This is a genomic window from Myxococcus dinghuensis (assembly GCF_024198235.1).
Classification (GTDB): domain Bacteria; phylum Myxococcota; class Myxococcia; order Myxococcales; family Myxococcaceae; genus Myxococcus; species Myxococcus dinghuensis.
Genome location: NZ_JAKCFB010000035.1, coordinates 1 through 25,343, shown reverse-complemented (window position 1 = coordinate 25,343; position 25,343 = coordinate 1). Strand labels below are relative to the sequence as shown.

The 25,343-nt window shown below is 71.5% G+C and carries 16 protein-coding genes and 1 pseudogene; 11 read left to right on the top strand and 6 right to left on the bottom strand.

Translation table 11 applies throughout. From position 1 onward, the window contains the following. Nucleotide 1 precedes the first annotated feature (1 nt). A complete protein-coding gene (locus LZ198_RS32645) occupies nt 2–178 on the bottom strand; it encodes a hypothetical protein (RefSeq protein WP_253976041.1) in 177 nt (58 codons plus the stop codon). A 137-nt stretch (nt 179–315) separates the two neighbouring features. Next, nucleotides 316–804, bottom strand: coding sequence for an NUDIX hydrolase (locus LZ198_RS32640; protein ID WP_253976040.1), 489 nt, complete (start codon nt 802–804; stop codon nt 316–318). A 322-nt stretch (nt 805–1,126) separates the two neighbouring features. On the opposite strand from LZ198_RS32640, the gene gltB reads away from it, so the two are divergent. From gltB to rnk, 4 genes are all read left to right on the top strand, one after another. Further along, nucleotides 1,127–5,695 (top strand): glutamate synthase large subunit, encoded by a 4,569-nt coding sequence (gene gltB, locus LZ198_RS32635; protein ID WP_253976039.1) that lies wholly within the window; start codon nt 1,127–1,129, stop codon nt 5,693–5,695. 3 nt (nt 5,696–5,698) lie between these two features. Beyond that, nucleotides 5,699–7,159, top strand: a complete 1,461-nt coding sequence (locus tag LZ198_RS32630; RefSeq protein WP_253976038.1) for a glutamate synthase subunit beta — start codon at nt 5,699–5,701, stop codon at nt 7,157–7,159. A 192-nt stretch (nt 7,160–7,351) separates the two neighbouring features. Further along, the gene (locus LZ198_RS32625; RefSeq protein WP_253976037.1) at nt 7,352–10,156 is read left to right on the top strand and encodes an ELWxxDGT repeat protein; all 2,805 of its coding nucleotides are present in this window, start codon (nt 7,352–7,354) and stop codon (nt 10,154–10,156) included. A gap of 109 nt (nt 10,157–10,265) precedes the next feature. Continuing rightward, a complete protein-coding gene (gene rnk, locus LZ198_RS32620) occupies nt 10,266–10,682 on the top strand; it encodes a nucleoside diphosphate kinase regulator (RefSeq protein WP_253976036.1) in 417 nt (138 codons plus the stop codon). A gap of 58 nt (nt 10,683–10,740) precedes the next feature. Here the strand turns inward: rnk and LZ198_RS32615 are convergent, their stop codons facing one another. Then, entirely contained in the window at nt 10,741–11,505 is a 765-nt protein-coding gene (locus LZ198_RS32615) for a ParA family protein (RefSeq protein WP_323383139.1), read from the bottom strand. Between the two features lie 290 nt (nt 11,506–11,795). On the opposite strand from LZ198_RS32615, the gene LZ198_RS32610 reads away from it, so the two are divergent. From LZ198_RS32610 to LZ198_RS32600, 3 genes are all read left to right on the top strand, one after another. After that, nucleotides 11,796–12,635 carry an MBL fold metallo-hydrolase gene (locus LZ198_RS32610; RefSeq protein ID WP_253976035.1) on the top strand — a complete coding sequence of 280 codons (840 nt, stop codon included), beginning with the start codon at nt 11,796–11,798 and terminating at the stop codon, nt 12,633–12,635. A 13-nt stretch (nt 12,636–12,648) separates the two neighbouring features. Then, the gene (locus LZ198_RS32605; protein ID WP_253976034.1) at nt 12,649–14,214 is read left to right on the top strand and encodes a sigma-54-dependent Fis family transcriptional regulator; all 1,566 of its coding nucleotides are present in this window, start codon (nt 12,649–12,651) and stop codon (nt 14,212–14,214) included. Between the two features lie 125 nt (nt 14,215–14,339). Further along, a complete protein-coding gene (locus tag LZ198_RS32600) occupies nt 14,340–16,670 on the top strand; it encodes a hypothetical protein (RefSeq protein WP_253976033.1) in 2,331 nt (776 codons plus the stop codon). 17 nt (nt 16,671–16,687) lie between these two features. On the opposite strand, the gene LZ198_RS32595 is transcribed toward LZ198_RS32600, so the two are convergent. The 3 genes from LZ198_RS32595 to LZ198_RS32585 form a co-directional block, all read right to left on the bottom strand. Next, the gene (locus tag LZ198_RS32595) at nt 16,688–17,635 is read right to left on the bottom strand and encodes a hypothetical protein (protein WP_253976032.1); all 948 of its coding nucleotides are present in this window, start codon (nt 17,633–17,635) and stop codon (nt 16,688–16,690) included. A gap of 255 nt (nt 17,636–17,890) precedes the next feature. Then, nucleotides 17,891–20,293: a serine/threonine-protein kinase gene (locus tag LZ198_RS32590; RefSeq protein WP_253976031.1), complete on the bottom strand. Its 2,403-nt coding sequence runs from the start codon at nt 20,291–20,293 to the stop codon at nt 17,891–17,893. Next, complete coding sequence (locus LZ198_RS32585; protein ID WP_253976030.1) at nt 20,290–21,951, bottom strand: adenylate/guanylate cyclase domain-containing protein; 1,662 nt, start codon at nt 21,949–21,951, stop codon at nt 20,290–20,292. Before LZ198_RS32585 ends, LZ198_RS32590 begins: the two co-directional genes overlap by 4 nt. 222 nt (nt 21,952–22,173) lie before the next feature. Here LZ198_RS32585 and truD point away from each other — a divergent pair, with 222 nt between their 5' ends. The 4 genes and pseudogenes from truD to LZ198_RS32565 form a co-directional block, all read left to right on the top strand. Further along, a complete protein-coding gene (gene truD / locus LZ198_RS32580; protein ID WP_253976029.1) occupies nt 22,174–23,658 on the top strand; it encodes a tRNA pseudouridine(13) synthase TruD in 1,485 nt (494 codons plus the stop codon). Between the two features lie 122 nt (nt 23,659–23,780). Further along, on the top strand, nt 23,781–24,350 hold the full coding sequence (locus tag LZ198_RS32575) for an RNA polymerase sigma factor (protein ID WP_234067274.1): 570 nt from the start codon (nt 23,781–23,783) through the stop codon (nt 24,348–24,350). Beyond that, the gene (locus tag LZ198_RS32570) at nt 24,347–24,850 is read left to right on the top strand and encodes a hypothetical protein (protein WP_253976028.1); all 504 of its coding nucleotides are present in this window, start codon (nt 24,347–24,349) and stop codon (nt 24,848–24,850) included. The genes LZ198_RS32575 and LZ198_RS32570 overlap by 4 nt, the downstream gene beginning before the upstream one ends. 6 nt (nt 24,851–24,856) lie before the next feature. After that, nucleotides 24,857–25,343 (top strand): annotated as a pseudogene (locus tag LZ198_RS32565) (hypothetical protein); the annotation flags it as partial.

Sequence of the window (25,343 nt, the reverse complement as noted above, 5' to 3'; positions counted from 1 at the left end):
TTCACTTCAGGGAGGACTGGACAGGAAGTTCGACGATGCCCCGGACCGCCGCGAGGGCGACCTCGTCGAGCGCGGGGATGGAGCGGAGGCTCCGCGTGTTCCGCGGCGCGCCCCTCCAGGACGGCTGCGCCGACGCCATGGCGCCCCCCAGGGACGGTTGCTCGAAATTGATAATCATTCTCACTCTCGTGGTGGCGCCAGGACTACCCGTCCCCAGCCGTCGTCGTCAACGCGCAAGCATTCGCTGTCGAGACGCTCCCCATGAAACATGCCTGCGCTCGCACGCGCAGCATTGCCTGAGCGGACAGCGCGCCATCACAAACGCGTGTAACTCCAGCTCACCGCGCGCCCTCCGGAATACGGCATGACTCCGTGAAACACCCGCTCGTCGTCATCGAACACGAGCGGCAGGAAGTGGCGATCCCCGTCCCACATGGGCAGCGAGGGGAGCGCCGACAGGGGGACCCAGGAGAGGGAGCCCTCCGGGTTGCGCTCGAGCGGCGTGCCCTCGAAGGCGTCGATGCGGAAGACGAAGCCGAGCCAGTCCTCGCCCTGCTTGCCGAAGCCGGGCCAGGAGAGGGTGCCGCGCAGCACCATGCGGGTGACCTCGATGCCGGCCTCCTCGCGCAGCTCCCGGCGCATGCAGGCCGCCACGTCCTCGCCGCGGTCCATCTTCCCGCCCAGGCCGTTGTACTTGCCCAGGTGCGCGTCGTCGGGGCGCGCGTTGCGGTGGATCATCAGCACGCGCTGCCGGTCCGGCGACATCACGTAGCCGAGGGTGCCGATGATGGGGGTATGCGGCATGGGGGGTGTCCTCGAGGGCTTGACGCCGCGCGACACACGCGACCTCGCCCGCGCCGCTTCTTAACGAATCACGCCGCGACGGGCGCGGACCAAAGCGGCCCGAGCGAGCCCCCGGGGACGCCTCCGCCCCTCCCTCCCAGGCCGCCCTCCGACGGCAAGGCGACGCCGAACTCGCCCCCGCGGACGGCCGGGACGGCCCCTTGCTGATCCACCCGACTGGCGCTCCCTCGGCAGAGACCGTCTTTACGGCACGCAACGCGTCGCGTTAGCCTGAGGGGACACAGCGATGACCACCCGCGTCAGGCGGGAAAGGGGGAAGTTGATGTCCGCGATCCTCCCCGGCCGGTACGGCCTTTACGAGCCAGAGACCGAGCACGACGCCTGCGGTGTGGGCTTCGTGGCTCACCTGCGAGGTGAGCGCTCTCGAGGCATCGTCGAGGACGCCCTGGAGCTGCTCAACCGCCTGAGTCATCGGGCGGCCGCGGGGAAGGATCCTCGGACGGGTGACGGTGCGGGCATCCTCGTGCAGTTGCCGCACCGCTTCTTCGAGCACGAGGCGCCGACGCTGGGCTTCGAGCTGCCGCCCCGCAGGCAGTACGGCGTGGCGCAGGTCTTCCTGCCGCCGGAGGTCACCTCCCGGGCCGCGTGCGAGTCCATCCTGGAGGAGGTCGTCGCGGAGGAGGGCCAACGGGTCCTCGGGTGGCGCGACGTGCCGGTGGCGCCCGAGCACCTGGGCCCGGTGGCGCGCGAGGCGGCGCCGGTCATCCGCCAGTTGTTCGTCGCCCGCCGCCGGGTCGTCCCGAGCGCGTTCGAGCGCAAGCTGTACCGCATCCGCAAGCTGGCGGAGAACCGCGTCGAGGCGCGCGGCGTCGCCCCGCAGGGCCGCTTCCACATCGCGAGCCTCTCGTCGGAGACGATCGTCTACAAGGGCCTGCTCCTGCCCGCGGATCTGCCGCGCTTCTACGTGGATCTGCAGCACACGGAGTTCGTCAGCGCGCTGGGGCTGGTGCACTCGCGCTTCTCCACGAACACCTTCCCCACGTGGGAGCTGGCGCAGCCGTTCCGCTACATCGCGCACAACGGGGAGATCAACACGCTGCGGGGCAACCGCAACTGGATGACCGCGCGGCGCGGGCTGCTCCAGACGGCGCGGCTGGGCGGGAGCCTGGAGCCGTTGTGGCCCTTCATCGTCCCGGGCAAGAGCGACTCGGCGCAGTTCGACAACATGGTGGAGCTGCTCTACCTGGGCGGCCGCACCCTGCCCCACGCGCTGATGATGATGATCCCCGAGGCGTGGGAGGGCGACACGCTGATGTCGGACGAGCGCCGGGCCTTCTACGAATACTCGTCGTCGCTGCTGGAGCCGTGGGACGGCCCCGCGGCCATCGCCTTCACGGACGGGCAGCTCATCGGCGCGACGCTGGACCGCAACGGCCTGCGGCCCGCGCGCTACCTCGTCACCGAGGATGACCGCATCATCCTGGCGTCCGAGACGGGCGTCATCGACGTGCCGCCCTCGCAGGTGCGGCGCAAGGGCCGCCTGACGCCGGGCCGCATGCTGCTGGTGGACACGACGGAGGGCCGCATCCTCGAGGACGAGGAGGTGAAGCGCGACATCAGCACGCGCTGGCCCTACCGGAAGTGGCTCCAACGCAACGTCTTCACTTTCGACGACCTGCCCGTGGTCCCCGCGCCCGAGCGCCTGCGCGGCGACGAGCTCTGGCGACTTCAACGGGCCTTCGGCTACACGGCCGAGGACGTACGCACCCTCCTGACGCCCATGGCGGAGACGGGCAAGGAGCCGGTGGGCTCCATGGGCACGGACACGCCCCTGGCCGTCCTCAGCGACCAGGCCCCCAGCCTCTTCTCGTACTTCCACCAGCTCTTCGCGCAGGTGACGAACCCGCCCATCGACCCGCTGCGCGAGTCCCTGGTGATGACGCTGGCCACCGCGCTGGGCCCGGAGAGCAACACCTTCGAGGAGACGCCGGAGCAGTGCCACCGGCTGTCCCTGCCCGGCCCCATCCTCACCAACGGACAGCTTGCGCGGCTGGCGGCCATCCAGGGCGAGGGCCTGTTCGAGACGCACCGCCTGTCGCTCGTCTATCCGCTGGAAGGCGGCGAGCGCGCGCTGGAGACGGCCGTGGAGAAGCTGTGCACCGCGGCGGTGGAGGCCGTGGACGCGGGCGCCAGCATCCTGCTGCTCAGTGACCGCGGCGTGGACGCCGCGCACGCGGCGATTCCGGCGCTGCTCGCCATGTCCGCGGTCCACCAGCGCCTGGTGCGCGACGGCATCCGCATGTACGTGGGCCTCCTGCTGGAGACGGCGGAGGCGCGCGAGGTGCATCACTTCGCCTGCCTGTTCAGCTACGGCGCGGCGGCGGTCAACCCGTACCTGGCGCTGGACACGCTGCGCGCCCTGGCGGACGCGGGCGAGCTGGGCGTCGACGCGGAGAAGGCGCAGGAGCACTTCCTCCACGCCGTGGAGGAGGGCCTCCTGAAGGTGATGTCCAAGATGGGCATCTCCACGCTCCAGTCGTACCGGGGCGCGCAACTGTTCGAAGCGGTGGGACTTCAGCGCGGCCTGGTCGAGCGGCACTTCACGGGCACCTCGTCGCGCGTCGAGGGCGTGGGCCTCCCGGAGCTGGGGCGCGAGGTCTCCGAGCGCCACGAGCGGGGCTTCGGCGCGCAGGCGGACGCCGAGGTCGGGCAGTTGCCCATCGGCGGGCAGTACCGCTGGCGCCGCCAGGGTGAGCGGCACAAGTGGAACCCGGCGACCATCGCGAAGCTGCAGGCGGCGGTGCGCGGCAATGATGCGGTGCAGTTCGCGGAGTACTCGCGACTGGCGGACGACGAGACGCGCGAGCACTGTAACCTGCGCGGGCTGATGGAGGTCGCGACGGAGGGCTGTCGTCCCGTCGCCCTGGAGGAGGTCGAGTCCGCGCTGTCCCTGGCGCGCCGCTTCGTGACGGGCGCCATGTCCTTCGGGTCCATCAGCGCGGAGGCCCACGAGACGCTGGCCATCGCGATGAACCGCCTGGGCGGCCGCTCCAACAGCGGCGAGGGCGGCGAGGAGTCCCGGCGCTACCAGCCGGACGAGAACGGCGACCTGCGCCGCAGCGCGATCAAGCAGGTGGCCAGCGCCCGCTTCGGCGTCACCACCGAGTACCTGGTCAACGCGGACGAGCTCCAGATCAAGGTCGCCCAGGGCGCCAAGCCCGGCGAGGGCGGCCAGCTCCCGGGCCACAAGGTCGACGAGCGCATCGCGCGGGTCCGCTGGTCCACCCCGGGCGTGACGCTCATCTCCCCGCCCCCGCACCACGACATCTACTCCATCGAGGACCTGGCGCAGCTCATCTACGACCTCCAGTCCACCAACCCGAAGGCGCGGGTGAGCGTGAAGCTGGTGAGCGAGGTGGGCGTGGGCACCATCGCCGCGGGCGTGGCCAAGGCGGGCGCGAGCTGCGTCGTCATCTCCGGCTACGAGGGCGGCACGGGCGCCTCGCCCATCTCCAGCATCCACCACGCGGGCCTGCCCTGGGAGCTGGGGCTGGCGGAGACGCAGCAGGTGCTGGTGCACAACGGCCTGCGCTCGCGCATCCGCGTCCAGGCCGACGGAGGCCTGCGCACCGCGCGCGACGTGCTGGTGGCCGCGCTGCTGGGCGCCGAGGAGTTCGGCATGGCCACCGCGAGCCTCGTGGCGGTGGGGTGCGTGATGCTGCGCAAGTGCCACCTCAACACCTGCTCGGCGGGCATCGCCACGCAGGACGCGGGCCTGCGCGAGAAGTTCCAGGGCAAGCCCGAGGACGTGGTGAACTTCTTCCTGCTCATCGCGGAGGACCTGCGCCAGAAGATGGCGGCCCTGGGCGCGCGGACGCTGGAGGAGCTGGTCGGCCGCGTGGACCTGCTGCGGCAACGCACGGCCGTGGACCACTGGAAGGCGCGGCGCGTGGACCTGTCCGCGCTGCTGACGAAGCCCGCGGCGCCGGAGAGCGAGCCGCGCTTCTGCACGGTGCCCCGCTCCAAGGACGTCTCGGACCACCTGGACCACGAGCTGCTGCGCGACGTGGCGCCGGTGCTGGATGGCGGCCCGCCCATGCTGCTGACGCGGCCGGTGAGCAACACGCACCGGGCGGTGGGCGCCATGCTCTCCGGGGAGATCGCCAGGCGACACGGCGCGCGCGGCCTGCCGGATGGGCGGCTGCACATCCGGATGAAGGGCTCCGCGGGCCAGAGCTTCGGCGCGTTCCTGGTCTCCGGCGTCACGCTGGAGCTGGAGGGCGACGCCAACGACTACGTGGGCAAGGGCCTGTCGGGAGGCCGCATCATCGTCTACCCGCACCAGGGCAGCCGCTTCGTGGCGGAGGAGAACGTGCTGGTGGGCAACACCGCCCTCTACGGCGCCACGGCCGGCGAGGTGTACCTGCGGGGCATCGCGGGCGAGCGCTTCGCGGTCCGCAACAGCGGCGCGCAGGCGGTGGTCGAGGGCGTCGGCGACCACGGCTGCGAGTACATGACGGGCGGCGTGGTGGTGGTGCTCGGACCCACCGGTCGCAACTTCGCGGCGGGCATGAGCGGCGGCACCGCGTACGTGCTGGATCGCGAGCTGTCCTTCCGGCAGCGCTGCAACCTGGAGATGGTGGAGCTGGAGTCGCTGGTGGACGAGTCGGAGATCTGGCTCGTGCACGGAATGGTGGAGCGCCACCTGCGCCACACGCACAGCGCGCTGGCGCGGCGGGTGCTCGACAACTGGGAGCTGATGGTGCCCCGGTTCGTGAAGGTGATGCCCACCGACTACAAGCGGGTGCTCCAGGCGCGGCGCGCGGCGAAACGACCGCCCGAGGCACCGGTGGGAACGCAGCTCCAACACGTCGTCGGCGGGAGGGGCTGAGCCATGGGCAAGCCGACTGGATTCATGGAGTGGGGCCGCGTCCACGCGCACAAGCGCGAGAAGCAGGAGCGGCTCGGGGACTTCCGCGAGTTCGCCCTCCCGCTCGCGCCGGACGAGGCGAAGCGCCAGGCCGGACGCTGCATGGACTGTGGCGTCCCCTTCTGCCACCAGGGGTGTCCCCTGGGGAACCTCATCCCCGACTTCAACGAGGCGGTGTTCCGAGGACGCTGGCGCGAGGCGTACGAGGTCCTCAGCCGCACCAACACGTTCCCGGAGATGACGGGGCGGCTGTGCCCGGCGCCGTGCGAGGCCGCGTGCGTGCTGGCCATCGACCGCGACGCGGTGACCATCGAGCAGATGGAGAAGGAGATCTCCGACCGCGCCTTCGCCGAGGGCTGGGTGAAGCCCCGCCCGCCCGCGCGCCGCACCGGCCGCACGGTGGGCGTGGTGGGCTCCGGTCCCGCGGGCCTGGCGGCCGCGGCACAGCTCAACGCGGCCGGGCACAGTGTCACCGTGTACGAGCGCGACGCGCGAGCGGGCGGCCTGCTGCGCTACGGCATCCCCGACTTCAAGCTGGAGAAGTCGGTGGTGGAGCGACGCCTGGCCTTGATGGAGGCCGAGGGCGTGGTGTTCCGCACCGGCGTGGACGTGGGCGGCGCGCTGGGCTTCCGCGAGCTGCGCGGGCGACATGACGCCCTCCTCCTGGCCATGGGCGCGCGCAAGGCCCGCGAGCTGGAGGTCCCTGGACGGGAGCTCTCCGGCGTGGTGCAGGCCATGGAGTACCTGGAGCACCAGAACCGGCGGGTCGAAGGCCAGGGCGAGCAGCAGGCGCGACTGGACGCGGCGGGCAAGCGGGTGGTCATCCTCGGTGGCGGCGACACGGGCTCGGACTGCCTGGGCACGGCGCTGCGCCAGGGCGCGAAGAGCGTTCACCAGGTGGAGCTGTTCCCCGCCCCGCCCCCCCTGCGCGCGGGCGACAACCCGTGGCCGAAGTGGCCGTTCATCTTCCGGACCTCCTCCAGCCAGGAGGAAGGCGGCGAGCGCGCCTTCGCGATGATGACGAAGCACCTGAGCGGGGCGAACGGTCGACTCGAGGCGCTGCACGCCGTGAAGGTGGAGGTGCAGCGCGCCGTGGGCAGCGCGCCGAGGCTGGTGGAGGTCCCGGGCTCGGAGACGACGATGGAGGTCGACCTGCTCATCCTGGCCATGGGCTTCACCGGCCCGGAGACGACGGGCCTCGTGGACGAGCTGGGCGTGGCGCTGTCGCCGCGCGGCACCGTGCAGGTGGACACCCGCTTCGCGACGTCCGCGGACGGCGTGTTCTGCGCGGGTGACGCCAGCCGGGGCGCGAGCCTCATCGTCTGGGCGCTGTCGGACGGACGCGAGGCGGCGAAGTCCATCGACGCGTACCTCTCCGGCGGCGTGTCGGTGCTGGCCACGCGCGGGGCGGACAGCCCGTTCTGAGCCTCCGCGTCGCCGGGGATCCGTGAGCCGTGCTCGCCGTCGCGAGGCACGGCTCACGCACCGGGGCCATGACGCCCTCACGCTGTCGTCCATTCGCTGGTTCCCTCATCCGTTCGGGAGGGTTTGCAGGACCGACGGCCAGGACACCTTTGGCGCCCACTCGCGCGCCTTCTCGCGCAGAACGGCGTCCCCATGGCCTCGCGCCCGCACTGGCTGCTGCCCCTCGTCGTCGCGCTGCTCTCGTGTGGGGTCGACACGGAGGCCCCCTCCCGCGCGCGCGCGGGAAGCCTCCGCGGCGCAGAGGACCTGCTCGACGCCCCCTACCCCGTGGACGACATCGTCGGCGGCAGGCTGGGTGCGGGGCCTCGAGACCTCACGGACCTGGACGGCCTCCTCGTCTTCGTCGCCACCGACCGCACGCGCGGCACGGAGCTCTTCCGGAGCGATGGCACGGACACGGGCACCTTCCTGGTCAAGGACATCCACCCCGGCCCTCGAGGCTCGGCCCTCCACTCCCTGACGCCCCTGGGGCGCTCGCTCGTCTTCGTCGCGGACGATGGCGTCCATGGCGAGGAGCCGTGGGTCAGCGATGGGAAGCCCTCCGGGACGCGTCTGTTGAGGGACCTGTGCGCGGGGGCCTCGGGCTCCCATCCGCGAGACCTGGTCGTCCTGGGCGGGTTCGTCTACTTCGTCGCCGATGATGGCGTCACGGGCGCGGAGCTCTGGCGGACGGACGGCACGACTGAAGGCACCCAGCTCGTGAAGGACCTCGTCCCGGGCGCCGAACCCGCGTCACCCGTGGAGCTCACGGTCGTCGGTGACCGGCTCTTCTTCTTCGTCGACCACGACCTCTGGAACAGCGACGGCACCCCCGAGGGCACCCGGTTGCTCCGGACGTTCGAGACCCTGCCCCACGTCGACCTCTCCCCCCGCGCGCTCACCGCCGTGGATGGCCGGCTCCACTTCTTCATGGAGTACGTCCAGGACGGCGCCACCGAGGAGGGCCCGGCGCCCTTCGCGCTCTGGACGAGCGATGGCACGCCCGCGGGAACCGTGAAGCTCGCGGACGTGGGACGCCCCGTGCTCGGAGGGCCCCTGCGCGCCACGGCCGCGGGCGCCCTGCTCTTCTTCGTCACCGGCACCGCCGAGCAGGGCGACGAGCTGTGGCGCAGCGACGGCACCGTCGCGGGGACCTTCCTCGTGCGCGACATCGCGCCAGGGCTCGACAGCGCCAATCCCCGCGAGCTCACCGCGATGGACGGGCGCGTCTACTTCTCCGCGTGGACCGCCGAGCACGGCGACGAGCTGTGGCGCAGCGACGGCACCGAGGCAGGCACCCTGCTCGTCAAGGACCTCCGCCCGGGCCCGGAGGGCTCCGCGCTCAGCTTCCTGCGGGCCAGCCGGGGGCGGCTCTACTTCTCCGCCCACGAGCCCGGAAAGGGACACGAGCCGTGGACGAGCAACGGGACGGGCCGGGGGACGTCCCGCCTCGCGGACATCGCCGAGGGGCCCGACTCCTCCTGTGCCCGCGAGTTCACCGCCAGCGGCCGGCGCGTCTTCTTCACCGCGAACGAGCGGGCCCTCGGCGCGGAGCTGTGGGCCTGGGACGAGGGCTACACCTTCCGCCTCGTCACCCGACGCCCCTCCTGGGTCTTCCCTCCGGACGAGCGTCATCCCCTCGCCGGCGAGCGCGCCCAGCTCGTCCAGGACATCCGCCCGGGTCCGCTGGGCTCCGACTCCACCTCGTGGGCCGTGCTCCAGGACCGCCTCGTCTTCGACGCCGACAACGGCAGCGTCGGCCTCGAGCCATGGCGCAGCGACGGCACCTCCCAAGGCACCAGCCTCCTGCTGGACATCCGCCCCGGCCCCGCCTCGTCCGCGCCCTCCGACTTCTTCACGCTCGGCGGCCGCGTGCTCTTCTTCGCCAACGACGGCCTGCGCGGCCGCGAGCTGTGGCGCACCGATGGCACCCCCGCCGGCACCGTCCTGGTCAAGGACCTCCACGTGGGCGCCGGGGACGGCAAGGGCGCGGGCGCCCCCGTCGTCGTCGGAGGCATCGCCTACTTCAACGGACGCGACAGCGCGCGCGGCGAGGAGCTGTGGCGCACCGATGGGACGACCGCCGGCACCTACCTGGTCAAGGACCTGATGCCCGGTCCCGAAGGCGCCTCACCGCGACAGCTCACCGCCGTGGGCAACCGCGTGTTCTTCATCGCCCGCTTCCCTTCGACGGGCTACGAGCTGGGCGTCAGCGACGGCACCGAGTCCGGCACGTTCCTCGTCAAGGACATCCGGCCCGGCATCGCCGGTTCCTATCCCGCCGCGATGACCGCCCTGGGCCCGCGCGTCGTCTTCACGGCGAATGACGGCGTCTCCGGAGAGGAGCCCTGGGTCAGCGACGGCACCGCCGCGGGCACCCAGCTCCTGCGCGACCTGTGGCCCGGGCCGGAGGGCTCGGCGGCGGACGGCTACACGGTGGCCTTCGGCAAGGTCGTCTTCGTCGCGACGACCCCCGCCGCGGGCCGCGAGCCGTGGATCACCGACGGCACGGCCCCCGGCACGAGGCTCGTCCTCGACATCAACCCGGGCCCCGAGGGCTCCTACCCCCTCTGGCCCTGCCCGCTGTGGGGCAGCGTCCTCTTCGCCGCGAACGACGGGAAGCGCGGCGTGGAGCTCTGGCGCGCGAGCACCTCCACGGGCGCCGCGGAGCTGGTGAAGGACCTGCGAGCGGGCGTGGCCTCCTCCGAGCCTCGCTGGCTGACGACGGTGGGCGACACCATCCTCTTTCACGCGGACAACGGCGAGACGGGCGCGGAGCTGTGGGAGACCACGGGCGTGGGGGCGGGCACCCTGCTGCGTCAGGAGCTGGCCCCCGGGCAGCTCGGCTCGCTGCCACATGCCTTCATCCGTGCGGGCGCGAAGGTCTTCTTCCTCGCGGACGACGGCGCCCAGGGCACGGAGTGGTGGGTCCTGCCCCTCCCTCCCGTGGCCCCCTGAGGCCGGACAGGCGTTCCGGGGCGCTCGGGAATAAGCTCCGACGCCAGCCGTTGGAGATGGGTTGCGCCTATTCTCGTTCCATTTTTCATTTGCAGGGGAGACCTTTGCCATGACCAGCGAGCAGTCCCTCATCGTGACGGAAACCGACTTGGAGCGGCTGCGCCAGGTCATCGACCACCATGGAGGGGGCCGGATGGCCGAGCTCGCGGAGATGCTGGACGCGGAGCTGTCCCGGGCGGAGGTCGTCGCCTCGGAGACAGTGCCCCCCACCGTCGTGACGATGAACAGCACGGTCCGCTTCGAGGACGTGCAGACGGGCGAGCAGCGCGAGGTGACGCTCGTCTACCCGAAGGACGCGCGCAGCGACGACGGCCGCATCTCCGTGCTCGCCCCCATCGGCAGCGCCCTCATCGGCCTGTCCGTGGGCCAGTCCATCTCCTGGCCGCTGCCGGGCGGGCGCACCAAGCAGTTGCGCATCGTCGCGGTGCCCTACCAGCCCGAGGCCTCCGGGCACTACCACCTCTGACGTGCATGACACCTGGGTGCCCGTCACGCCTTGCGCGGACGGGCGCTCGGGACACACGTCAGCGCAGGCCCACGCGCTTCGCCAGCTCCTGGGCCAGCGCGCGCAGCTCCTCGACGCCCGGCGCGGTGGGGCTCGTGTCGAAGACGACCTCGTAGCCCAGCCCCGCCTGGTTGATGGACTCCGAGCGCGGGATTCGCGCCCGCAGCACCGGCACCGTGGAGTCCTTGAGCGCCTCCTCCATGGCCACGTTGGTGGCCGTGGTGCGGCGATCCCACAGGTTCACCACCGCCACCAGCTCACCGCCCTGCTGCTCGCGGATGTCGCGCCACGCGGCCTCGATCTCCCCCAGCCCCTGGAGCGCGAAGGCCCCCGTGGGGACGGGCGCCACCACGAGGTCGGAGAACGCCAGCACCGCCTCCGTGTACGCGCCGATGCTCGGCGGCGTGTCCACGATGATGACGTCCGGCGCCCAGCTCAACGTCTTCAACGCCCGGGGAATGGCCTGGAGCCGGTGGCCCCACTGGAACAGCTCGCGCTCCATCGCCGCCATGCGCGGGGACGCCGGCGCGATGAAGAGGCCCGGCCGCTTCGGCGAGGCCACCACCACCTCGTCCAGCCGGTGCCGGGGCCGGGGCCCCAGCGCATCCGCCACGCAGGGGCCGTCCCGCGTCTCCAGCCCCAACACCAGCGACGCGTGCGCCTGCGGGTCCATGTCCAGCAGGAGCACCCGCTTGCCGGCATCCGCCAGCGCCGCCGCGACGTGCGCGCACAGCGTCGTCTTCCCCACGCCGCCCTTGATGGTGCAGAACGCAATCAGCGCCATGGCCCCGTCCTATACCGGATCTCCCACGCGGGCGACCGCGCCACGATGAGGGCGCCGCGGGGCCCGACCCGCCCCCGGGCCCCCGGCCCTCGAACCCGGATTCCGAGCTAGAGCGGACGCTCCGTTCTGGGCAGGGCGCCCCATCCAGGGGCGCTCCATTCTGGCGCACCCGCGCGGAACGTCAGTCCCTCCCTCAATAATTCCAGGGAGTTGGGGTTGGCACCCCGCGTGCTCAAGCACGCAGGCATCAGGCGTCCCGGGGATGCCTCCCATTTCAAAGGAGACTCATCATGGATATCCGGTTCTACGGCGTTCGAGGGAGCATCGCGGTTTCTGGCTCGCGCATCGGTGGCAACACCGCGTGCGTGGAGGTGACGAGCCAGGGCCACCGGCTCATCCTGGACGCGGGCACGGGCATCCGGGCGCTGGGTGAGGTCATGATGCGCGAGGGCCCGCCGCACAAGGTCTCCATGTTCTTCTCGCACCTGCATTGGGATCACGTGCAGGGCTTCCCCTTCTTCACGCCCGCGTACCTGCCGACGTCGGAGCTGACGATGTACGGCCCCGGCGCGAACGGCGCGCAGGCGCTCCAGACGGAGCTGGCGGCGCAGATGCAGCCGCCGCACTTCCCGGTGCCCCTGTCCATCATGCGCTCGCGCATGGACTTCCGCTCCGCGCTGCACAGCCGGCCCGTGGAGGTGGGCCCGTTCAAGGTGACGCCCATCGACGTGCCGCACCCGCAGGGCTGCCTCGCGTACCGGGTGGAGGCGGACGGCCACTCGTTCATCTACGCCACGGACGTGGAGGTGTGCATGAAGGACCTGTCGCCGGAGGTCGCGCGCCTGTTCGAGGGCGCGGACGTGTTGTGCCTGGACGCGCAGTACACGCCGGACGAGTACGAGGGCGTGCGCGGCCTCTCCAAGAAGGGCTGGGGCCACTCGACGATGATGGACGCGGCGGGGGTGGCGAAGACGGTGGGCGCGCGGCGGCTGTGCCTGTTCCACCACGACCCGGCGCACACGGACGAGGTGCTGGAGGACATGGCCGAGCAGGCCCGCTCCGTGTTCCCCGTCTGCGAGCCCGCGCGCGAGGGCCAGCGCCTGGTGCTGGGCCGCGCGGCCGGCGCGTGAGAGGGGCGGCCCCATGGCCCTCGAATGCTATGGTGGGAGCACGGCCTTCGTCCTCCCGCCGCTGCCCACCATGCCCCCCTCCCCGGACGTCTCCCAGGTCTTGTTGCCCTTCGGCGGACTCGTCGGGCGCGAGGTGGACCTGGACGACTTCCTCCAGACGTTGATGGACCGCATCGCGGCGACGATGCAGGCGGACCGGGGGACGCTGTGGCTGTTGGACCCCGCGCGGCGGGAGCTGTTCAGCCGCGCGGCCCACCTGCCGGAGCTGTCGCAGATCCGCGTGAAGCTGGGCCAGGGCGTCGCGGGCACCGTGGCCGAGCAGGGCCGCCCCATCAACATGCCCGACCCGCGCGGCGAGCAGCGCTTCTACGCGGACATCGACCGCATGACGGGCTACCGCACCAACAGCCTGCTCGCGGTGCCCATGCGGGACGCGGACGGCGTGCTCTACGGCGTGCTCCAGGTGCTCAATCGACGTGGGGGTGAGCACTTCTCCGAGGACGACGGCGCGCGGCTGGAGGCCATCGCCTCCCAGGTGAGCACCGCCCTGCAGAGCACCAGCCTCTACCAGGAGCTCCAGCGCGCCAAGGACCAGCCCCAGGCGCCGGTCGGCTACTTCTTCAACCGCATCATCGGCGAGTCCCCGCAACTGCAGGCCATCTACCGGCTGGTGCGCAAGGCGGCCCCCACGGACGCCACGGTGCTGCTGCGCGGCGAGAGCGGCAGCGGCAAGGAGCTGTTCGCCCGCGCCGTCCACGTCAACGGCCCGCGCCGCGACAAGCCCTTCATCAAGGTGGACTGCGCGGCCCTGCCGGCGACGCTCATCGAGAACGAGCTGTTCGGCCACGAGCGCGGCGCCTTCACCGGCGCGGACCACCGCGTGCCCGGCAAGTTCGAGGCGGCCGACGGCGGCACGGTGTTCATCGACGAGATTGGCGAGCTGCCCCTGCCCGTGCAGGGCAAGCTGCTGCGCGTGCTGCAGGACCGCGAGTTCGAGCGCGTGGGCGGCACCCAGGCGCTCAAGGTGGACGTGCGCATCGTCGCCGCCACGCACCGGGACCTGGCGCGCATGGTGGCCGAGGGCCGCTTCCGCGAGGACCTCTACTACCGCATCAAGGTCGTCGAGGTGGTGCTGCCGCCCCTGCGCGAGCGAGGCGCGGAGGACATCGAGCGGCTGGCCCGCCACTTCGTCGCCACCGTGGCCCGACGTCACCGGCTGCCCCCTCCCCGCCTCGGCCCCACCGCCCTGGAGCGGCTCAAGCACTACCGCTGGCCGGGCAACGTGCGCGAGTTGGAGAACTGCATCGAGAGCGCGGTGGTGCTCTGCGAGGGGGAGATCCTCGAGGAGCACCTGCCCCTGCCCACGCTGGACCGGCCCGGCCCCGCCGCCGCTCCGGCGAAGAGCCTCGCCCCCAGCGAGCCCGCCCTGCTGCCCCTCGCCGAGGTCGAGCGGCGCCACATCCTCCATGTCCTGGACGCGGTGAAGGGCAACCGCACCGCCGCGGCCCGTGCGCTCGAAATCGGGCGCAACACCCTTTCGCGCAAGCTCAAGGAGTACGGGCTGGGCGAAGAGGTCTGACCCCGCCCCACCTGCTCCTGGCTCACCCGCAACCCCGGGATAGTCGACCGAAGCCGACAGGACGTGCCTCCTGGGACAACCTGGAGCATGCTGGGTCCATCCATGCAGGTGCAGGGGGACCCCACATGAAGGTCATCGAAGCACTGGTGAAGTTGCCGGACGAGCTCGCCTCGAAGATTCCGGACGTGAAGCTCCAGGAGCAGGACATCCGGGTCACCGTCGCCCAGGAGAGCTACACGCGGGAGAACATCCTCCCGCCGAAGCTGAGCCTCGCGGACTTCACGCTGTCGTTCGAGGCCACCGCGGAGGCCACGGTCCGCAACTTCAACTCGCCCGGAGACGTGGACGAGAACGGCGTCGTGGGCGAGCCCGCGCCGGCCGGGGCGCCACAGGCTTCGACCACGCCGCGCCCGCAACTGCTGCTGGGCGGCGACACGGGCTGGATGCGCTACCAGGCCACGGCACGCATCAAGGCGGCGGGTGGGGGCTCGCTGTCCTTCGTGTCCGCCAATGGCAAGAGCGAGCTGTCCGCCACGCTCAGCGACTATCGGGCCCATCCGCTGGGCCGCAACATGCGCGAGGCGGCGAGAGAGGACCTGGCGAAGCCGCGCCTCCTGGCGCTCTCCACCGACCTGACCAAGCTGGGCACCGGCGACGCCATGGCGTGGCAGGTCCGCGGCATGCTGGAGACGGGGCTGGACCTGGGTTGGTCCGACCTGTTCACCACGAACCTGGCGGACCTGGCATACGTCCGCAACAGCGAGCTCATCCAGTTGAAGTCGTCGGTCGCCGCGCTGGTGCGCGCGCGCATCTCGCTCACCGACGACTACCAGTTGGTGTTCTCCCGTCCGAGCCCCGGGCGCATCCAGCTCACGGTGCGCAAGGCGAAGTCCCACGAGGCCGCCGCGGGCGCGGGGCTGGGCATCCAGGTCGCGTTCGCCGAACCGGAGGCGGTGAAGCAGCGGCTGCACGAGGTGCTCACCGCGCTCACGGGACAGGCCGAGGCGAAGGTCGAGGAGTGGGTCGACAAGGCCATCCGCAAGGTGCTGTCGCCCGAGGAGGAGGCCCTGCTGCGCGCCGTCCTGGAGCGGCTGGGGTTGGATCCGCAACTGACGCGGCTGGAGCACCTGAAGCAGGAGTGGGAGGACTTCAAGAAGAAGGTGGAGGGCGCGCTGGAGAAGGTCGTGAAGACGAAGGTCGCCGCGTCCTTCCAGCACGAATACCTGCGCATCTCCGAGTCCTCGTCGCTGCTGGAGGTGGAGCTGGACGAGGCCACCGCGCTGCGCTTCCACGGCTCGCTGCTGCGCGGCAGCCTGGTGGACCTGGTCGCCCACCTGAGGGATCCGGCCAACGCGGGCACCTTCACGCTGAAGAACTACCTCAACACGGCGTCCTTCACGCTCCAGAACACGGTGGGCTTCTCGCTCAGCCTGGGCTCGTTCGAGGTGCTCAAGTCCCGCAACTCGCTGAAGCAGACGTGGGTCTCCCAGGAGAACACCGAGGGAGCGCGGCGGCAGTCGTTCCTCGGGCAGCGCGCGTACGAGGACGCGTGGATGGGGCACCGCAACCGCTGGGTGGTGGACTTCCAGGCGGACATGGAGTCCTTCTCCGCGGCCCCCGCCGCGTCGGACTTCCGCTACGGCCTGCACTTCCTGCTGTGGGGACAGAAGAAGAAGCTCACCCGGGAGGAGCTGCAGCAGGCGGTGGATGACGCCGTCGTGTGGGGCGTGCTCGACGCCAACGACGCGCTCACCGTGACGAGCACGCTCGAGGCGCACGTGGGCAAGACGGACGTCGCCACCCAGGTCGAGCTCAAGGTGGCCGACGACATGCTCCGCGACCTCGTGCCCTGGCTCCAGACGTTCGACGTGAAGCTGTTCTCGCGGGCCCTGGCGCGCGCCATGCCCTGGAGTCCGCAGACGGCGCGCGTGTCGGCCGAGTTCCGCAAGCTCGTCTACGCGCCCATCTGGGAGCTGTACCTCACGGAGGTGTTGAACAAGGGCAGCATCCTGTCCGGCGACCTGTCCCCCACGCGCGCCGCGGAGATCGCCGCCTGGGTCATCACCAAGGACCCGACCGTGAAGCAGCTCGCCTCCGACCTGCTGCTCCGGGAGAAGACCTGGCAGGGCGGCGGCGGCAACTTCACCTTCGCGGACATCACCGAGAAGAACCGCAACACGCTGGGCAAGTGCCGCCGGTTCATCGACGGCATGGTGCGGCTCAACCGCTCCATCGAGGAGAGCCGCAGCGGCGAGGAGCTGCGCACGGTGTTCAGCGACATGGAGAGCCTGTGGAACACCGGCTTCCACCTGCGCACCGCGGGCGCGCTGCTGGCGGAGGTCGCGCGGGGCACGCCGCGCGGGCTCGGCGGCATCGAGCGGACCTTCACCGTGCGGATCGCGGACAGCCAGGAGCAGCTCGTGTTCTCCACCGCCTGGGGCCCGAAGTCGCAGTAACCCCCGGCGGGAGCGACTCACATCGAGCGTGACAGCATGGCCGCCGCGAGGATCGACAGCGTGGCGGCCACCGTGAAGTGACGCCAGGCGCGGCGCGCCAACGTGCCGCGCGTGGCCTCCGCCTCCGCGCCGAGCACGAGGAGCGCGGGGCCGCCACCGCGCCCCCGGAGGAGGAAGGAGCCCGCGGCGGCTCCTCGTGTCAGCTCGCCCACCACGAAGCACGAGTCCCCGGCGGCGCCGACGCATTCCCAGGACAGGGCGCGAGGCTCGGCCGCGTCCATCCGCTCCGCCGGCCCTCCGGCACGAGCGGACCCGAGCACCGAGGCCTCCTCGCGAAGGCTCACCCGAGCGAGCGTGGGCAGCTCACGACAACGTCGGGGCAGCACGGAGGCCATGAGCGACACCGGGGAGAACCTCACGGTCGCCCGGCTGTGCAGCCCCCGCAGGGCGAGCTCCGGAGGGAACGCGCGCTCACGCGACAACAGCGGGCCCTTGCGGCCATCCGCGGCGACCTCTCGGACCTCCGCCTCGTAGAACGCGCAGTGGACGCCTCCGGGCGAGACGAGCGCGTTCTCCGCGTCCAACGTTCCCTGGTAGACGCCCCAACCCGAGCCCTGGCCGGAGCGCAGCGCCGCCACGGCGTCATCCAACCTGCGCGGCGCCGAGGCCCGCAGCAACTCCGCGCCGGAGCGGACCCGCGTCCCACGCACCGCCGCGAGCGCGGCCAGGACCAGCAGCGCGGCCCCGAGGCTGCGCTCCAGGATGGCGGAGGAGACCCACACCCGGCCGTCGCCGATGCGCGCCACGACGAGCAGCGCGCCCAGGGCCAGCAGACCGAACCAGACGAACGGGACACGGGGGACGCGGACCGCGGCCCCTCGCCTCCCGTAGGTGAATGCCACCACGACGAGCGCCGCGAGGAACGCCGCGTAGAGGGGCGCCAGCACCATGCGCCAGTTGTCCATCCCTACCCCCGGCAGGCCCCACCACGCCCGAACCCTGCATCCCGGCCACGAGCCCGGAACTTGGGGTGCGCGAAGGACACGCGCAAGGTCGCCCGGTGCCATGCGGCGTCCGTCAGCGAACAGCCCACCCCGCGCGCCTCGCACGGACGCATGCCGCGCGAGTGTCGGAAACAGGAGGGTTCCAGACCGTGTGGCGGAGAGACGCGCCACACGCACGGCCACACGGTGGAGACCGCGGGCCTCACTGCCGCGCCGTCACTGCTCCTGACCTGCGGCGACCTTCCGCGCGGGCCGCTCTTCCAGGCGCCCCTTCACCTTCAGGTCGTCGAACGAGCACGCGAGGTTGCGGCACCCGAGCGCCACCTTGCCGACCCGGTTCTCCAGCCCCGGCAGCAGCTTGCGCGCGAAGCGGTGGCGGCCCAGGAAGCCCTCCACCAACACCCCACCCTTCGCCCGGCTCATCTTCAACCGCACCGTGTAGGGGCCGTCGGACGGCAGCGGCATCTCGTCCTCGACGAGACTGTCCGTGTCCTGCGCGCTGTTCCCCACCACTTCCTGCCCGTCGTCGGAGAAGTAGCGCCACGCCAGGCGCATGCCCACGTCCGGAATGGCGAAGGCCGACACCTGGAGGTCCTTGATGCGGAACGACAGCTCGCCGTAGTGCTGGGCGTCGGGCTCCTCGGCGTACTCCTTGCCCAGGTGCTTCACGTCCATCAGCACCTGTGCGTCGAAGTCGTCCGCCGCGAAGTAGCGCCGGGCCACGTACGCGCGCGGCACCAGCCGGCGCCCCTGGGTCTCCTTGCCGCCCTGCTTCGCCTGGAGCTGCCCGTCCACCAGCTTCCACTCGCCGCTGTGGAGGTTGAGCTCCTCGGCGCCGTTCGTGTTGAACGACACCTCGAAGCGCGAGACGCCTCCGGGCTGCTCGGGGGCCACCAGCTCCGCGGACGCGAACACCTCGTGGTACGTGTTGGGCGGCCACGGCTTCGCGGGCCCCTGCGCCGCCTCCTGCCCGCCCTTGTCGACCGGGCCGACATGGAGGCTGACCGGCCCCACGAACCAGCGCACCGCGAGCCCGAGCACCGCGAGCCCACCCACCAACGACAACCCGCCGCGCACCCGCCGCCACCCCAGCCGCAGCTTGCGCGTCAACTGGCTGTTGCCTCGCGTCGTGACGGGGCGGCGCTCCGTCGTGCCGGAGGGCATCAACGCGGGGCCCGACGAGCTGGAGATCATCGCCTCGAGCGCCTGACAGAACTCTCCGGCGTTCGCGTAGCGCGCCTCCGGGTCGGTCTCGAGCAGCCGCTCCACGACCGTGTCCACGCGAGGATCCAGCCCCGGCACCTTCCGGGACGGCAGCTTGAAGCGCCCCAGGGGCAGCTCCCCCGTGAGGACCTCGTAGAGCACCACGCCCAGCGAGAACAGGTCCGCGCGGCCATCCACGCTCTTCGCGTCGCGCCGCTGCTCCGGGGCCATGTAGTTCAGCGTGCCCATGGCCACCGCCGTGGCCGTGAGGTGCTGCGCCGTGTCCGCCTGGCGGATGCCCGCGAGCCCGAAGTCCGCGACCTTCACGTGCCCGCGACCATCCAGGAGGATGTTCTCCGGCTTGAGGTCGCGGTGGATGATGTCCTTGTCGTGCGCGCACTCGATGGCGCGCGCCGCCTGCAGCATCCACTTCAGCGCCTGCTGGGGCGTGAGCGCGCTGTTGCCCATCGCCTCGCGCAGCGAGCGGCCCTCCACGAACTCCATCACGAAGAAGTAGTGCTCACCGACCACGCCCCGGTCGATGATCTGCACGATGTGCGGGTGGTTCAAGGCGGCCAGCGCCGTGGCCTCCTTCTCGAAGCGGGCGACGAACTCCGGGTCCTTCGCCAGCCTCGGCGGCAGCAGCTTCACCGCCACCGTGCGCCCCAGCGACACCTGCCGCCCCAGCCACACCTCGCCCATGCCGCCGCGACCGAGCAGCTCCAGCAGCTCGAACCCCGGCAACGTCACCTTCGGCCCGACGTAGGTGCTCGCCGCGTGGACATCCAGGTCCGAGGCCTCGTCGCCACGCCCCGTCGGCAGGCCGGTGCGCACCACGGTACGACCCACGGCCTCCTCGATGCTCGGCGTGGCCGAAGGCAGCGCCACGCCGCTGGCCCCGGGCGCGCCCACGCTCCCATCCACCGGCGCCGCGCCCGACAGGGGCACGCCCGGAAGCGCCACGCCGTTCGAACCCGTACGACCCGATTCCACGGAAACTCCACGGTCCTGCCCCGGCCCGGCCCCGCCCGGGAACATTCCACCGCCGACCTCCTGGACGACGTCGGTGACGTCCCCCAGTGTCGGCCCCTCGACACTTTCCCCCACCCCACCACCCACCGCGACGCCTGGCAAGAGGACGTCCACCTCGACACGCCGGACCTGGGACCCGCCGCCCCCGGGCACCACCGTGTCCCGCGTGTGCTCGGCCCCGCCCTGCGCGCGGTGCGGCGCGAAGGTCGTGTTGCCGTCCCGGGCCGCCGGGGAGATGCCCGACATGCCCGAGCGGGTCCCCTGCACATCCAGCCGGCGCACCTCGAAGCGGATCCCACACTTGCACGTCACGCGCTGACCGCTGACGTACACACGGATGTCGTGCTGGATCCCGCAGTTGGGGCACGCCTGCGTCGTCGTCATGCGCGGCGCGGGGAGGCAGCGGTCGTGTGTTCCACGCCGTGGATCCGGTAGGTGGGCACGGCCTTCTCCTTGCCCTTCACCTGCAGGGCCGGCAGCTCCTCCACGTCGAACCCGGCGCCCGCCTTGCGGACCGTCGACTCGGACGCCAGCACCTCGCCGCTCTTGGCCATGCCGCACAGGCGCGAGGCGGTGTTCACCGTGTCGCCGATGGCGGTGAACTCGTGCCGCTCCGCGCTGCCCATGTACCCGACGACGGCCTGGCCGGTGTTGATGCCGATGCCGACCTCGATGGGCGCCTTGCCCACCGTGACGCGCTGGCGGTTGATCGCCTCCACCGCGTCCTGCATCTCCAGCGCCGCCCGCAGCGCCCGCGCCGCGTCGTCCGGGTGCGACAGCGGCGGGCCCCACACGGCCATGACGCAGTCGCCGATGAACTTGTCCAGGTTCCCCTCGTAGCGGAACACCACGTCCGCCATCGAGGAGAAGAAGGTGTTGAGCATCGCCACCACCTCCTGCGGCGACTCGTTCTCGGAGATGGTGGTGAAGCCGCGGATGTCCGCGAACAGGCAGCTCACCTCGGCCAGGCGGCTCTGGCGCAGGTCCTCCGTCTCGCCGGAGATCACCGCGTCCGCCACCGCCTTGGACAGGAAGCGGCTGAGCTCCGCGCGCGTCACCGCCTCCGCGCGGATCTGCTCGCCCAGCACCACGTTCTCCAGCGCGATGCTCGCCTGCGAGGCGATGCCGGAGAGGATGTTCAGGTCCTTCTCCGAGAAGGCGTTGATCTGCTGCCGGCTGTCCAGGAAGAGCACCGCCTGGATCTTCGTCTTCACCATCAGCGGCACCGCCATGGCGGACCGGATGCCCTGCGCGACGATGCTCTGCGCCCCGGAGAAGCGCTCGTCGATGATGGCGTCCGCCGTCAGCACCGCCTTGCCCGTCTCCACCACGCGCTTGAGCACGGTGTCGGAGAGCACGACGTTGACGGGCTTGCCCGTGCGGTGGTGCACCGCGGCGGGGATGAACTCGCCGTCCCCGGACACCTTGAGGATGACGCCGTGGTCCGCCGCCAGGAGCTGGAAGGCGACCTTGAGGATCTGGTCGAACAGCCCCGTCTGGCTGCCCTGCAGGCTCACCTGCCGGTGGAACTCGTGGGCGATGCGCAGCTTCTCGTAGTCGCGGCGCAGCGCCTCCCCGTCCGTCAGCTGGTCCACCGGACGGAAGTTCTGCGGCACCTGGTCCATCTGCGCCAGGAAGGCGGGCATGGACACCGACTGGGCGACCACCGTCACGCCGGGCGCGGTGGGCGCCTCGTGGTTCACCGCCGGCTCGCCGCTGTGGAAGATGAGCCGCGAGGACCCCAGGGCGATCTCATCCCCGTCCTTGAGGCGCAGCTCCTTCACCCGCTTGCCGTTGACGAACGTGCCGTTGGAGGACCCCAGGTCCTTGAGGACGAAGTCCTTGCCCACCCGTTCGATGGTGGCGTGCTCCTTGGAGACCTCCCGGTCCACCAGGCGCAGCGTGTTGGACGGATGGCGGCCGAGCGACGTCAGCGGTCCCAGGGGGAACTCCCCGAGACTGCCGTCGGCGAAGCGTCCCGTCAGTCGGGGTCCGCGAAGCTGGCCGGACTTTTGAGCGAATGGGGCGGGTGCCTGGCTCACGCGCAAATCCTCACCGGCCCGGACACTACCAGAGCCGGTCGCGCCCGGGGAGCATCTGGCGCCCGCCCCCCTTTCCGCCCGCCCCGGGGTGCCCTGCACGGCCGGTCAGGGTCCGGCCCCGGCCCCGGCTGGGGTGGACTCCCCGCCCCACCCCCGGGCCCTCTCGCATGGGCCCCATGCGCCCCGCTTCTATCCCGGGGCACTCGCTGGTAAGGGGGGCCCGTGCGAATCAAACAGAAGCCCGAAGACTTCAGCGTCAAGGAATCCTACCGGTTCGACGAGGTTCCCAGCGGGCGCTTCCGGGTCTACCTGATGGACAAGCAGAAGCTGTCCACCTTCGACGCCGTGGCGCGCCTGCGCGACGCGTTCGGCCTCAAGCCGGGCTCCATCAGCTACTGCGGGCTGAAGGACAAGCAGGGCCGGACCGAGCAGCTCATCGCGGTGGACGGCGCCGACGTAGACATGCAGGAGCCCGACCTGCGCCTGAAGTACCTGGGGCGCACCAACAAGGCCCTGTCCGCGGCCAACATCACCTCCAACCGCTTCTCCGTCACCGTGCGGTCCCTGGAGCCGGAGTCCCTGGGGCCCCTCAACGTGGCCACCGCCGAGGTCAACCGCCTGGGCGTCGTCAACTACTTCGACAGCCAGCGCTTCGGCTCGCTGAAGCACGGCCAGGGCTTCATCGCCAAGGACCTCATCCGGGGCGACTTCGAGGCGGCCCTCCACAACTACCTGGCCAAGCCGTCGGAGCTGGACCGCACCGAGGACGCCAAGGTGAAGGCCTTCTGGCGCGACAACTGGGGCCGCTGGGACGCGCGCGTGCCCTTCGAGGGGACCAAGAAGTACCACCGCGTCCTCAAGGCGCTGCGCGACGCGCCCAAGGACTTCGTGAAGGCGTTCCTGCAGATCGACGCGGACTACCGCGCGATGCTGCTGTTCACCTACCAGAGCTACCTCTGGAACGAGGGCGTCCGGCGCTACCTCCAGTTGCTGCTGCCGCGCGAGCACCTGTTCCCCATGAAGTACCAGGCGGGCACGCTGCTGTTCCACCGCGACGCGAGCCCGGAGGTGCTGCGCACCCTGCGCGACGCCACCTTCCCCCTGCTCGCCCCGGACAGCACCTTCTCCGACCCGAAGGTCGAGGAGGCCGTGCGGTGGGTGCTGGGCCGCGAGAAGCTCCAACTGGCGGACCTGCGCATCCCCGAGGCGGGGCGCATGCTGTTCTTCAAGCACGAGGAGCGCCCCATCCTGTCGTTCCCCCACAAGCTGGTGGTGGGCCGCACCCAGAACGACGAGCTGAACCGGGACCACATCAAGGTCAACGTCGCCTTCACCCTCCCCCCCGGCGCCTACGCCACCCTGGTGGTCAAGCGGCTGTTCCATTTCGAGTACGCCGAGGACACCGCCGAGGAGATCCGCGCCTCGCAGCGGCCCAGGCTCGTCGAGGCCGAACAGGCCACCGCCCTGCCCTCCAGCCGCCGTGGCCCCCCCACCCGGGCGCCCAGCCGCCGTCCCGCCCCCCGGGAGACGCCCGACACCGGCGCGCCCACGCGTGGCAAGGCGCTCGCCCAGCAGGCGGTCCCCAAGAAGGAGCAGGAGCCCGCCGCGCCGCTCGGATTCCGTGAAAAACAGCGCCAGCGCAAGGCCGCCCGGGAGGTCGCCCGGGCCGAGACAGCCGCCAAGCGGGCGAAATCACGGAAGAAATAGAGTTGCCACGGGCATGAAACACCTGGACGCAATGGGCCGGGGCTCACGCCGTAGAACGGAATGTGAACGCTCTTGCCCTCGACGACGCTCCCGGGACGCTCGCCCACGCCATCGGGATGCTGATGGCTGACGACGCCGTCCCGCTCCCCTGGAAGGCCGACGTGCAGGCGGCCCGCCGGGGTGACCCGTCCGCCTTCGAGTCGCTGGTCCGCAGTGTCCAGCGGCAGGTGTACGGCCTGGCGCTGCGCCTGCTGCAGAGCGAGGCCGAGGCCGCGGAGATCTCCCAGGAGGCGCTGCTGCGCGCCTACCAGAACCTCCACCGCTACGACGACTCCCGTCCCTTCGACCTGTGGGTGCTCGCCATCACCCGCAACCTCTGCCTGGACCTGCTGCGCCGCCGCACGAAGGTGCGCACGGAGGAGCTGGAGCCCATGAAGGAGGTCCTCCCCAGCGGCGAGGCGTCGCAGGAGGAAGGCGCCATCGCCCGCGAGGAGCGCCAGTCGCTCGAGGAGGCCATGGCCACGCTCTCCGTCGACGACCGTGAAGTCCTTGCGCTCTACTACGTCCAGAAGCGCACGACGAAGGAGATCGCGCAGATCCTCGGGTGCGCCCCTGGCACCATCATGGCCCGGCTCTTCAGGGCCCGGGAGAAGCTGCGCAAGAAGATGACCACCGAGGAGGCCCCCCGATGAGCGCGCACCTGTGTCCCGACCTGGAGGTCCTCTTCGCCGAGCTGGAAGAGGGCGAAGGGCCCGCGCTGGACCACGCGGCGGAGTGCGAGGCCTGCGCCGCCGTCCTCGAGGACCACCGCCTCCTGGAGAAGGACCTGTACCGGCTGGCGGATCCCCTCCCGCCTCCCACGCTGGTCGCCAGCGTCATGGCGCGCGTCGCGGCCGAGCCCGTACCGCAGCGACGCGAGGTGTGGTCCGGGCTCGCCATCCTGATGACCTCGCTCGTGGGCGGCCTCGGCTACCTGGTGTTGAACGACCAGGCCCTCAGCCGCCTCGGAACGGGCGTCGCGTCCTTCGTCGTGGAGGGACGGCTGTTCGCCGAGGGCGTGCTCAGTGGCGCCCGCGCGCTGTGGTCCACCGAGGGGCTGGCCGTGGCGGCCATCCTCGCCTTCCTCCTCGTCACCTCCCTTGCCGGACTGAAGCGGCTCGCAGGCAGCGCCCCCACCCCCTCCGAGGCCTGAGCGACCATGAAGATCTCCCCTCGACTCCTCGTCCCCGCGCTCCTGCTCGGCGCCCCGCTGTCGTTCGCCGAGCCCGCCGCCACCGCCCCCCAGGCCGCGGCCAGCGCCCCCGCCACCATCGACGTGTCCGCCCGCGGCAGCCTGCGCGACGTGCTCAAGGCCATCGCGGAGAAGGGCGGCCTCAACCTCGTCGCCACCGGCGACCTGGACGTGCCCGCCGAGGTCCACCTGCGCGGCGTCACCGCCACCCAGGCCCTCAACACCGTGGCGCGCGCCTACTCGCTGCGACTGGAGCAGGACGGCACCATCATCACCCTGCGCCGCATGACGCCGGAGGAGAAGAAGGCGGTCGACGAGGGCCGGGCGCAGCTGCCGCTCGCCACGCCGGTGACGCCCGCGGCCCCGGCGCCCACCCCCGCACCCGTCGCGGCGCCCACGCCGCCCGCCGCGGTGGCCGCGCCCCAGGCGCCGCAGCCGCCCGCGCCACCGGAGG